At 42.3% G+C, this 11,921-nt stretch carries 10 protein-coding genes and 4 pseudogenes; 6 read left to right on the top strand and 8 right to left on the bottom strand.

The features are described from left to right. Positions 1 to 278: pseudogene (locus EYB31_RS39660) on the top strand (IS4 family transposase); the annotation flags it as partial. Positions 279 to 315: 37 nt separating this feature from the next. Here EYB31_RS39660 and EYB31_RS39655 read toward each other — a convergent pair. Further along, complete coding sequence (locus tag EYB31_RS39655; RefSeq protein WP_131019103.1) at positions 316 to 2,742, bottom strand: O-antigen ligase family protein; 2,427 nt, start codon at positions 2,740 to 2,742, stop codon at positions 316 to 318. Positions 2,743 to 2,894: 152 nt separating this feature from the next. Between EYB31_RS39655 and galU the strand changes: the two genes are divergently transcribed. After that, the gene (gene galU, locus EYB31_RS39650; protein WP_131019102.1) at positions 2,895 to 3,764 is read left to right on the top strand and encodes a UTP--glucose-1-phosphate uridylyltransferase GalU; all 870 of its coding nucleotides are present in this window, start codon (positions 2,895 to 2,897) and stop codon (positions 3,762 to 3,764) included. A 120-nt stretch (positions 3,765 to 3,884) separates the two neighbouring features. Here the strand turns inward: galU and EYB31_RS39645 are convergent. After that, positions 3,885 to 4,648: pseudogene (locus tag EYB31_RS39645) on the bottom strand (IS5 family transposase). 494 nt (positions 4,649 to 5,142) lie between these two features. Continuing rightward, complete coding sequence (locus EYB31_RS39635) at positions 5,143 to 6,441, bottom strand: IS110 family RNA-guided transposase (RefSeq protein ID WP_131019100.1); 1,299 nt, start codon at positions 6,439 to 6,441, stop codon at positions 5,143 to 5,145. A gap of 141 nt (positions 6,442 to 6,582) precedes the next feature. On the opposite strand from EYB31_RS39635, the gene EYB31_RS41180 reads away from it, so the two are divergent. From EYB31_RS41180 to EYB31_RS41675, 4 genes are read left to right on the top strand one after another with little or no spacing between them, the layout of a single operon-like run. Further along, on the top strand, positions 6,583 to 6,867 hold the full coding sequence (locus EYB31_RS41180) for a hypothetical protein (protein WP_131019099.1): 285 nt from the start codon (positions 6,583 to 6,585) through the stop codon (positions 6,865 to 6,867). Beyond that, entirely contained in the window at positions 6,822 to 7,043 is a 222-nt protein-coding gene (locus EYB31_RS41175; RefSeq protein ID WP_240763231.1) for a helix-turn-helix domain-containing protein, read from the top strand. The genes EYB31_RS41180 and EYB31_RS41175 overlap by 46 nt, the downstream gene beginning before the upstream one ends. 50 nt (positions 7,044 to 7,093) lie before the next feature. Further along, on the top strand, positions 7,094 to 7,522 hold the full coding sequence (locus EYB31_RS39620; protein ID WP_131019098.1) for a transposase: 429 nt from the start codon (positions 7,094 to 7,096) through the stop codon (positions 7,520 to 7,522). Continuing rightward, entirely contained in the window at positions 7,471 to 7,656 is a 186-nt protein-coding gene (locus tag EYB31_RS41675; RefSeq protein ID WP_131019097.1) for a transposase, read from the top strand. The genes EYB31_RS39620 and EYB31_RS41675 overlap by 52 nt, the downstream gene beginning before the upstream one ends. Before the next feature lie 233 nt (positions 7,657 to 7,889). Here EYB31_RS41675 and EYB31_RS40745 read toward each other — a convergent pair whose 3' ends face one another. The 5 genes and pseudogenes from EYB31_RS40745 to EYB31_RS40735 form a co-directional block, all read right to left on the bottom strand. Beyond that, positions 7,890 to 8,114 (bottom strand): transposase, encoded by a 225-nt coding sequence (locus EYB31_RS40745; protein ID WP_240763230.1) that lies wholly within the window; start codon positions 8,112 to 8,114, stop codon positions 7,890 to 7,892. Positions 8,115 to 8,134: 20 nt separating this feature from the next. After that, positions 8,135 to 8,509, bottom strand: coding sequence for an IS5 family transposase (locus EYB31_RS40740; protein WP_206105545.1), 375 nt, complete (start codon positions 8,507 to 8,509; stop codon positions 8,135 to 8,137). Positions 8,510 to 9,619: 1,110 nt separating this feature from the next. After that, positions 9,620 to 10,573: pseudogene (locus EYB31_RS39605) on the bottom strand (IS4 family transposase); the annotation flags it as partial. A 309-nt stretch (positions 10,574 to 10,882) separates the two neighbouring features. After that, complete coding sequence (locus EYB31_RS41670; protein ID WP_420819505.1) at positions 10,883 to 11,071, bottom strand: IS3 family transposase; 189 nt, start codon at positions 11,069 to 11,071, stop codon at positions 10,883 to 10,885. Positions 11,072 to 11,644: 573 nt separating this feature from the next. Further along, positions 11,645 to 11,921, bottom strand: a pseudogene (locus EYB31_RS40735) (IS4 family transposase); the annotation flags it as partial.

Genomic DNA, 11,921 nt, shown 5'->3' with positions numbered 1-11,921 from the left:
TGACCATTGTATTTTCACGATATATTCTGCTCGCATGGCAACATCGGCAAAGTACGGATGCCCGTTCATTCGGTGGTCTGTTTTATTTACTTTGTGACGAAGTCGGCACGCTCGACTGGGCCTTGGCCCTCCAGCAATTGGTCGATTTAATCCACGAGATCGCCACCAAAGCCGGGAAGAGACTTTCGGCTCTCATTCAGCGTCAACTTCAGATGTGGATTGCTGGTTTGCCCAGTTACATCAAGACCTACCTGCCAATTTCAGGCTGCGAAAGTTGAGTTACTATAAAATATATTTTATTGGTCACAGAAATTATTAATTGAAATTTGATGTAATGATTCTCATAATTTCTTCTTTTTCATTTGGATACAAACTCACTAGTTTATTATATAAATCTTTGTTATCTAGTCCTTGTTTATGAAGAGAAGCTAAATACCAACGAGCCATTTCTCTATTAATGGGATCAGTTAAATTATCACTAAGAGAATAGCTAAAGTAATCTGCTGCAATAGGATAGTTACCATTAATAAATTCAATCTGACCCATAGAAAAATTCATTTTATTAGTAATACTAAAGGGACGTCCCTCCTGCTGTCCTTCTGGTAAAGTTTTTAGATACTTATTCATTTTGATTACAAGATCGTATACAGAAATAGCTTCGTTCCAGTATTTATTTTTCAAATTAGCTTGTTTTTGAATTCTTGCGTTATTACCAAGCTCCTTTAGGAGCATAATTTTAGTTTCGTATAAATTGATATCCCAAGTGAAGTCTATGAGGCCATCATTAATAATTTTAAGTGCACCATCCAAGTTATTAGATTTTATTTGATAATAATACATTAAATCCAATAGATTACGATTGTGAGCGTCACTCTGCTTGAATTGTTCTAACATCCTATTAATATCTGATTGATGTGAATCTTGTTTATTTTGCTCAGATATCTGGAAGAGTAAGTTGATTTTTAATAATAGATATTCTGGATGGTGGGGATTTATCGATAAAGCCTTTTCAAGCGGTATGTTAATTTGATCAAAACTAGATTGTGAGACTTGAGTTGCCGCAAAAGCTGCTTGATAATAACTCGTTGCTTTATAATATTGTGTGCTAATAAAAACTATATATAAAGCTAATAATATCATAGATGTAGGGAGCAGGTAGTTAATGAATTTAAGATTTAATTTTTTAATAGTTGAAGTATGAAGTTTACTCAAACCAGAAGCAATACCCCCTAAACAAATAAACACTATAGAAGTTAAAAATATAAAGCTCATATCAAAATCGATTAGACTATGTAAAAGTAGAGGGAGAGAAATTAGAAAATATGTAAAAGTTACAGGTTTTGCATTTACATCGATAGATATATAATTTTTTACAAATAGTATAAATATTAACAATATAAATGAAATAAAAATGAAAAAACCAAATATGCCAACTTCCACAAGATATTGTAGATAAAAATTATGAGCCTGCCTACTTACATAAGGATTATTTTGATACTTTTGGTAGAGCGTAGACCAAGCACCACCTCCAGCGCCAAAAAAAGGATAATCTTTGAGTAATTTCATGGAATCACTGTAAAATGTTCCGCGTTCTAGCACACTATTTTGTTTAAAATTTATATTACTTACAATATTTTGAAGATCCGTGGGCAAAACCTTAACAAAAGCAGAATTTGTAAGAGTCATAGTAATAATAACCGCACCTATAAGGGAAGCTAATGTTGGCAGAATAAATGAAGCAAATTTATATTTTTCAATTTTAAATATTACATGAATAAAAAGTTTAATTTTATCAAATGCGAGATTTATGAAAACGGAAAATATACATGTTACTAATGACGCAATAGTAAGAATGATCCAGCCCTTAATTGATAAAGTTGATGATTTATCTTGTAAAATTTCAACTCCGATCTCAGTAATTGAATCTAGAATCAAAAAGGAAATTATTATTACTATAAAAAATACAAGTAACATTTCTAGTTGCTTTCTTATATTCATAAAGCAGATGAAAATAATAATCAAAAAAGGGATAATTACAAGTGCACCTCGAGAATACGTCAAGAGTAAGGAAAGGAAAATAGGAATCAACATAAAAGAATATCCTAATCGGGCTACTAATTTGTTGCTAGAGACAAATAAGTTTATGCTAAGAAACAATAGGCTTATAAGATACGCTGCATATGTTGGAGCATATTGAAACACTGAATTGAGACGTATCTTAAAAGTAAGTCCCGCGCCCATAACAGCATCTTGATAGCTCGCATGTCCAAAAAAGTTTATAAAGCCAAAAAAAACAATGGAGTAACCCGACAAAAGTAAAACGAATTTGATAATAGTACTACCAATTTTGTGAGAGCCAAACAACAATCCAAAAATAAAAAAAATAGCATAAGTTGAACTAATAAGTACCATATTTTGAGACAAATGCTTTGAAACAGAATTAAGATGTGAAAGCAAATAACTTAGTGGTAATAGCCAAACAATCGTTACTAACAAATAATTATTCTGAAGCAATTCTTTGTTTATTATTAGATAAATTGAAAGAAGGCAGAGGAGTAGTCCGCTCCATATCAGGAAACTATATATAGGCCCTTCAAATGCTGAGGTTCCTCCATTAAATATTCCTTTTTCAAAAGGATAAATTACCATTATTATTAGAAATAAGATCATGATTAACCAGAAAATTATTGAACTTTTATCACTCATGGAAGATGACGACCGCCGTAATTGTTTGTAATCCATTTTTAACGTACCTCTCCTTTAAAAAACGAAATAATCCCAATCATTTTATCATTTGATGACAGAGATTTCAATGAAGACACAACACAGTAGAAATCAATATTTGGATTTGGTAAAATAATAACAATAAATTAAGCATATTACTTGGAGGGGTCATGGCAAAAGTAAGGAAAGCAATTATACCTGCAGCAGGGCTTGGTACAAGATTTCTGCCCGCTACAAAAGCAATGCCTAAAGAAATGCTACCAATAGTAGATAAGCCAACTATTCAATATATTGTTGAGGAAGCTATTGAATCTGGTATTGAAGATATCATTATCGTAACAGGTAAGGGTAAAAGGGCAATTGAAGACCACTTTGATAGTTGTTTTGAATTGGAACAAAGTTTATTATCAAAGGGTAAAATAGAGCTTTTGAATGAAGTTCAAAAATCATCGCGATTGGCTGATATTCATTACATTAGACAAAAAGATCCAAAAGGGCTAGGACATGCTGTTTGGTGTGCTAGAAAATTTATTGGGAATGAACCATTTGCAGTATTGCTCGGTGACGATATTGTCCAATCTGAAGTTCCCTGTTTAAAGCAAATGATTGATATTTTCAATGACTATCGCTCTTCAGTAATAGGGATTCAACCTGTCGAACCGAGTGAAGTATCTAGATATGGTATAATAGATGGTGAAATGTTCAGTACGGGGCTGTATAATATCTTTGGTTTGATAGAGAAACCTACTATAGAAAGAGCACCTTCTAATCAAGCAATTATGGGGAGATATATTCTTACCCCTGAAATATTTAGTATCCTTGAAAATCAAGAGGCAGGTAATGGTGGAGAGGTTCAATTAACTGATGCATTAAATAAATTGAATAAAAAGGAAAAAGTTATAGGATATAACTTTTACGGAAAAAGATATGATGTCGGAGAGAAATTAGGGTTTATCAAGACGTCGATAGAGTTTGCACTAAATAGAGAAGATTTAAGAGCAGAATTACAAAAATATCTTTATAGCTTACATATCCATTAGCGACTGAAGTTGCTCATTTTGTCACAAGAAAGCCTGTACTGGATAGATCTTATAGGTTTTCACGCAATTTAGAATTTAAAGGACGTAAGAAGTTATTCGTACTAGAGCGTATCTTCAAACCTAATTTAACCATAACAAAATAGAGGCCAGTGATAAAAAGCCCGCAAATGTACAGGTAAGTTTATCGTAACGAGTAGCCAGCCTGCGATAATGTTTGAGTTTGTTGAATAAACATTCCACGAGATGGCGTTCTTTGTAGAGCCACCAATCACACTTTCGCTGGATTTTGCGATGTTTTCGACTAGGAATGACGGCGATCGCTTGTTGCCCCTTAATCAGTTCGAGAATGTTGTTCATATCATAACCTCGATCGGCAATGACAGTCTTACCGGTGAGGTCCATATTTTGAAGCATTTCATAGCCTTTCACGCAGTCGTGGCTATTGCCAGCGGTCAGTTCAAAACGCAATGGATTGCCAAGCGCATCCACGATGGCATGGATTTTAGTCGTTATTCCGCCTCTGGATCGTCCGATAGCCTGGAATTGCTGCCCCCTTTTGCACCCGCGCCATGCTAGTGGACGCGAACGATGGTGGCATCGATCATGATATGTTCAAAATCAGGGGATACAGAAACATGCTTTAGGATTTCATCCCAAATTCCTGCGATCTGCCAGCGACGGAAACGAGTGTATACCGTTTTCCACGAACCGTAATGCTCCGGCAGATCTCTCCAAGGTGCTCCGGATCTGGCGACCCAAAGCATGGCGTTTAACATCATGCGGTTGTCTTTTGCAATTCGTCCACCTTGAAGTTTTCGCTCCGGAGGAAGTAAATCTTTAATTTGATCCCATTGATCATCGCGTATTTCATATCGTCTTCTCATAGGAGAAGTTTACCATGTTTTGGAGTTTTTTTTAGTTTGAAGACACGCTCTAGTACCTTGACCGAGTTAGATTTATTCTTTAAGATCCTCCTACTATAAAGTATTGTTTTCTCCTGTTTTCTCGCTTATTCTCAGCATTTCAACATTGACTCCTTGAGTGGTGGTTGTGCAGAATGTAGCCCTACACCTGATTTTCTGTAAGGACGTAGGCAGGAACAGAGCTTAGGATTGTTTGGATTCCAAAACTATGGATAATTGGATATGATTGCACAGTTGGATCTCCACATTCACCCTTGGGGTTTACCCTCCTATGTCACACGGGGTCTATGCCCTCACATTCCTTCCTTCTACCTCTCAAGGGGTGGATGCCGATTCTTGCTCCTTTACGGGGTCGTTGCCCTTATGGAATGTTGTTCGTCGGCTTCTCCGGTGCTTCTGTTGTCATTGCTTAACACATGTGAATTAACTCGAGTTACAGATGATTTGCTTTGTTTTTAAGCTGCCTCTAACTGCATTTGAAACTGCCTTACAGGACCGAGCACTTCATTTGGGTCATACTCTCTTTGCTTTGTCCCCAATGTATACAGGACTCGAACCAGCTTTCCACATAAGGCAATGAGCGATTGTTTCTTCTTGAGCGGATTCTGACTACGGGTTGTGTAATGTTGATGAAGTGCCTTAAAAGCTTTGTTTTTAGCAGCCATTGGCATCACGGCACGGAACAGCAGCGCACGCAAACGTGATCGTCCTCGCTTACTAATCCCTGTTCTGCCCTTGCGCTTGCCCGAACTGTTCTCTTTCATGTTCAGCCCAGCTAGCCGTATGATTTGTTGTCCGTGATCGTAGTTGTTCAGATCGCCTACCTCCGCTAGAAAACCGGCTACTGTTATCGCTCCGATTCCTGGCACGCTCAGCATCTGCTGGGCCCCTGGGATCTCGCTGAGTATGTGCATAACCTGATTCATGATTTGTTCAAGTTGTTCACAAAACAGGTCGTACTGCCCCAGTAGCGTGTCCAACTCAATCCGAGCAGCTCTTGCACCCTCTGTAAGTCCAATCGATTCAGATGCAACCGTGTAGAGTGCCTCTGCCCGTTTGATACCTACGCCACGTTGGACCTCCGTTTTCCAGTGAGACAGAACACTTCTTGCCCCTTTCAGGACAATATCCACTGGCAGCGCAAATGCTCGCAACGTCATGAGCGATGCCTTACCTTCCCAGTCCTTAAATACCGTGGTGTACTCGGGAAAGAACCGATCAAGCCAGTTACCAATGCGGCCTTTGACCTGAGTCAAGCTAGCCGACACCTTCTCCCGAAGGTTCATGAGAATTCGTAATTCTGCATATTCCTTCGTCGGTAGCTTTGGCTCCGAGTACTTCCCGTTTCGGATGAGATCGGCAATGACTTTGGCGTCCTTGTAGTCGCTCTTGGTCTGAGAGTTGTCCTCCAGTTCTTTTGTCTTGTTCACATGATGCGGATTCACAACGACAACTTGGATGCCTTGATCTTGCAAGAAAGCCGCTAGCGGAAACCAGTAGTGTCCGGTAGGTTCGATACCAAACACGATGTCTGTTTTGCTTTGTGTTTGACCCAGTTCCTTCATCCACATGACCAGCTTCGTTAGCCCTCTATGGTCATTATGGAATACGCAGTCTTTTCCTAGCTCAATGCCTCGGAAATCCACCGCCCGCGCCACATGAACCTTTTTGGCGATGTCTGCTCCAACGACCAGTGTTTTTTCGGTAATTCGTGTAATCCGTTGATTCTGTTTCTGTTTTAGCTTATACTTCATAGTGAGTGCCTCTTTTCGTATGTGGGTTTGTTCTTTGGTCGGAACGATTCCCAGTATACTAGAGGTGCTTTTTTCATTCAAAGCTCAAATTACTTCATTACAGGAATGGCTCCTATAAGAAAAATTTGGGGGGAGTTATCGGTGAACAAAAAATACGAGATTCGACTCCAAAATGAGGAACGCGAACAGATCGAGCAGCACCTTCATGGCAAGTCTACATCCAAGAGCCTTCGATGTCGTTGTCTCGTGCTTCTTCTGGCCGATGAGAATCAGGGTGCGATTCCCATTCAATCTGAAATTGCTCGCCGCGCGAGCGTGAGCGAAGCCACGGAGTACAACACGAGATCCGGGATTACTGCACACGCGGGATTCATGAGACTTTGCGTTACCGTGAACGCGCCGAACCTGCCCGTCCTTCCCAAGTGACCTGGGAGGTCGAAGCTCGAATCATCGCGCTGGCTTGCTCCGAGCCACCTCCAGGTTATGCACGTTGGACGATCCGACTGTTGACGCGTCGAGTCATCGAATTGAATATTCTAGAGTCGGTAGGACGGGAAACCATTAGGACGACGTTAAAAAAACGAAACTTAAGCCTCACCTAAAAAAGCAATGGTGCATTCCGACCAAAGCCAGCAGTGGATTTGTCGCGCGAATGGAAGATATCTTGGAAACCTATGTGCTTCCCTACGACGCTGAAATTCCGCTCATTTGCATGGATGAACAACCTGTACAGTTGCTCGCTCATTCTCGTCCGCCGGAGCCGATGAAGCCTGGAAAGGCGCGCCGGGAAGACTATGAATACGTGCGAAAGGGTAGCTCCAGTTTGTTCTTGTTTACCGAACCGCTAGCCGGGTGGCACCATGTCCACGTGAGTGAACGACGGACCAAAGCCGATTGGGCGGAGCATATTTGTGAGTTGCTTGAGAATCATTTCCCGAATGCGAAGCGCATCCGGCTCGTCATGGATAACTTAAACACCCACACGATTTCCTCCTTGTATGAGCATTTACGCCTGACAGAGCGCTATCTTTGGCCAAGCGTCTTGAGATCCATTACACGCCCAAGCATGGGAGTTGGCTGAACATCGCTGAAATCGAACTGAGCGCTCTTACGGTGCAATGTCTGCATCGCCGAATTGACTCCATCGAACACTTACAGCGAGAAGCAGCCGCTTGGGAAACGAATCGCAATCAGGCACAGAAGTCGGTACACTGACACCTCACTACAGAGCAGGCCAGAGGAAAATTAAAACATTTGTATCCTGAAATTTGATGCGGTCAAGGTACTAGAGCGTGTCTTCAAACCTAATTTAGCCATAACAAAATAGAGACCAGCGATAAGAAGCCGGCAAATGTACAGGTTTGTTTATCATAAGGAGTAGCCAGCCTGCGATAATGTTTGAACTTGTTGAATAGACACTCGACAAGGTGGCGTTCTTTGTAGAGCCACTAATCACACTTTCGCTGGACTTTACGATGTTTTCGACTCGGAATGACGGCAATGGCTTGTTGCTTCTCTATCCGTTCCATGATGTTATTCATGTCATAGCCTCGATCAGCAATTACCGTCATACCGGCCAGATCCATATCTTGAAGCATTTCATAGCCTTTCACACAGTCGTGGCTCTTGCCAGCGGTCAGTTCGAGGCGCAACGAATTGTCGAGCGCGTCCACGATGGCATGAATTTTGGTCGTTATTCCGCCTCTGGATCGTCCGATGGCTTGAAATTGCTGCCCCCTTTTGCACTTGCTCCATGCTGATGGACGCAGACAATGGTGGCATCGATCATGATATGTTCAAAATCAGGGGATATAGACACATGCTTCAGAATTTCATCCCATATGCCCGCTATCTGCCAGCGATGGAAACGAGTGTACACCGTTTTCCATGAACCGTAATGTTCGGGCAAATCCCGCCACGGTGCTCCAGATCTGGCAACCCATAGTATGGCATTCAGCATCATCCGATTGTCTTTTGCAATGCGTCCGCCTTGACGTTTCCATTCCGGTGGCAGTACATCTTTTATTTGATCCCATTGATCATCGCGTATTTCATATCGTCTTCTCATAGGAGAAGTTTACCATGTTTCGTAATGGATTTATAGTTTGAAGACACACCCTATTATTGTATAAATCCAGTTAAGAATTTTTGTTGATACACGCTACAACCGGCTCGGTAGAGTTTTCCTTCGCCGCGTTTCTTGTCATAGAATTCACGCAGCCTTTTATTTCTTAAACTTTTGAGCCCGCATAGAAAGCCATATATAAGGCATGCCTTAATTGCAATAGAGCCTCGTTTTGTAATCCGGTTTGTGGTTGCTGTAAATTTTCTTGAAGCGTAGACTCTCGGCCCCCAGCAAATGCTACTAATTTTTTACGCGGTTAAACCGGTCGATTTCCCCGATTTGAGGTATAATCGTTGCCGTGATTTTTTTGCAAATCTCGGGGATAGATTGGGTAATCTTAAACTCCTCTACTTCTTTAGCAAGAGCATCAATCTTATTCTCAAAGGTGAGACAGATGCTCTTGGTTTTGAAGTGGTAAATCCACCAATAACTCGATGCTAACAAGATGGCCCCTATACATCCCCCCTCTAAAAGGATTGTTTTCCGTGGCTTGTATGATGTGCTCGACCTCTTGGTGGCCTTTTTAGTAATGCTCACATTGTCAAGACACGATTTTTTGAGGAATAAGTCGTGTCCTCCAATCTCGTAATCTATTGAATTGGGATGGGATTCCTCCGACATCATGGACATAAACTGACAGGGCTCGACCCCTTCAAGAGACTGAAGGGGTCGAGCCTGATTGTAAGTAAAACTGGACATAACATGCTACTCCTTTGCGCAGCGCGCCAGAGTCTTTCAGATTCATTCAAGAAGATACATTCGTATTTCGGGAGAACGAAAGTAACATTCCGTACAGCTGTTGTCTGTTGCCCGTCCATAGAAACCTTGATATCTTCCTTTTCCAACAGATTCAGATAATCCGCATTAGTAAAATGTGAACATTGATCGCTGCTCATGATCTCTAGTTTACCGCGCTGAAAGCACGCTTGAGGCATATCATAACAAAGTCCTTTTCGAGCTTGCTGGACAGTTCGTAATCAATCACCGCGCCGCTGTACCAGTCGATGATGTTAACAAATATATCAGACCTGTTGATTAACCAAAAATTGTAACCTAAATCACCCTGAGAGAGGTATACGTTTGAAACAAGCGATCTATTCGGATCTTCCATTCAACCGGCAATTTCCGAAGAAGAAATAGGCGTGAGAAATGAACAAATGTGAGTTTAGCATGCCGAGGCATTCCGGAGGAAACCGCATCAAACGACCATTTGAGCAAGACATAGACCATTAGAGCGCTGCACAGTTGGCCGTACACCGCATTTTCGGTTGTGCCAAATAGCGTAGTCAGGTTCATATGCTGCTTGATCCAGCGAAAAAACACCTCGATCTGCCAGCGTGCTTTATACATCTGAGCAATTTGCTCCGCTGTTACATGCATCAAATCGGTTACTACTCGAATTTCGCGGCCTTCGAAGTCTCGAAAGATCACGACACGATGACGCTTTTCTGAACGGCATTGCAGGGTTCCGAGTTGACAGGTGATATCACGAAGAACCGACGAATCCGCCAGACTTTGACGACGTAACACTTTGGGCTTCTCCAGATGGACATTGTCGCGCAAACGAACAACAAAGGATTGTCCCTCTTGCTTGAAACGATCCAGTCGCTCCAGTTTGCCGTAGGCCCGGTCCATTACCAAGATGAAAGACGCATGTGTGAAGCTGTCGCTCACCGGTCCATCGTGCTTAGAGCCCACGGTTTCTTCAACTTGCAGCGGTTGCTCGGTCTCAGCCTTAAAAGCCACATGCAATTTAACGCCTGCTCGCTCTCCATAGTAGGGCGCCCATGGCGGACGGGGTTTCCCAACCGTCAACGTAGTCGAGTCAATAAGTAGCAATTCTTTGGGGAAAGCCAGCTTTCGCCGAACTTCTCGGTTACACTTCTGGACGAGTACATGAAAAAGCTCCTTAAACACAGCGAAGGGGACCTCCGCCGCTTTACTTGAAAATCGAGAGTAATGGACTTCCGGCAAGCTGCTGCTAGAAGCACGATCTGAGCCGGCCCGATAACTAGGCCATTCTTCATAAGCGGCCGTGCACTAATATTTTAATAATTGATAGACCGTAAATTTACGGGCTGTGTCCTCGTATCCTAATCGTTTGACTATAGATTCAACTTCTTCGATAGTCAAAAGCGATTGAAGAATAGACAGGATCGTGGTAGACTTTTTCATGGAGTCGTCACCTTTCGGTTTGTTTGTAGGGGTACAAACATTTTACCGGGTTGACGGCTTTTTTTCTACCATTTAGTGGTTAATCAACAGGCGTGCAACTATATAAATCCCTCCCCCTCTTAGGTAGATAATATCGATTCCTCAAACCTGATTAGGCCTGTCGATAGTTAATCCGTGAAGCAGATAAGGACACGCGCACTGGGTATGGAAGCGTTCGCTCAAGTTCGGCTTCGGATAGAACGCCTTCAAACCCATGAGATGCATCAGACGGCGTACTCGCTTACGATTCATTGAGAAGCCCTGATCCCGAGAAAACCGATCATGCGCGATAACCGGAGCAAGGATGTTTCATATAGGTATCATCGACGCGATGCATGAGTTGCACATTCTCTTCGAGTTCTTGTTACTCCTCGCTTGGACGCTATCTGCTCGTTCTGTTCACACACCGAGCAGATCTGCCTAACGTTCACTATGATCTCAGTATGGCCACGCTCAACCATCGTTTCCGCACTTACAAGGGGCAATTAAGGTCGGATTTTTCTTGAGCCAGTCCACCTCCACTGTGAGTTTTGCCGACTAGCTTCTCTAGAGGTGCGATTCGGCGTGTATCCAAATGATGTGTTGACCGACCAAATCTATCGGAATCGAGAGAACCGTGCGTACTGCAAAGAACATGGGATTCGGCTCAACGGCCAGCGCTTGGTCGTCCCTCGAAGCAAGCGGATCAGGCCGAGAGTAAACGAATCGCCAGGCTGGATGCAAGCGAACGCAATACGGTGGAGGGCAAATTCGGACGAAGGCTAACGAAATTATGGGTCGACTTGAGCAAACTTTCGGGGAAAGGGCCGCCAGCACGATCTTCAACTTAAACTATGATATATGTTAGTTTTGTTTTTATATAACTCAACTTTCGCAGCTTGAAATCGGCAAATACGCCTTAATGTAACTGGGCAAAGCAGCAATCGACTGTTGGAGTTGACGCTGAATGAGAGCCGAAAGTCTCTTCCCGGCTTTGGTGGCGATCTCGTGGATTAAATCGACCAATTGCTGCAGGGCCAAGGCCCAGTCGAGTGTGCCGACTTCGTCACAAAGTAAATAAAACAGACCACCGAATGAACGGGCATCCGTACTTGCCGATGTTGCCATGCGAGCAGAATATATCGTGAAAATACAATGGTCG

Source organism: Paenibacillus thalictri (assembly GCF_004307995.1).
Lineage (GTDB): Bacteria > Bacillota > Bacilli > Paenibacillales > NBRC-103111 > Paenibacillus_AF > Paenibacillus_AF thalictri.
The sequence above is the reverse complement of the archived record's forward strand: the minus strand, read 5'-3'. Positions and strand labels throughout refer to the sequence as shown.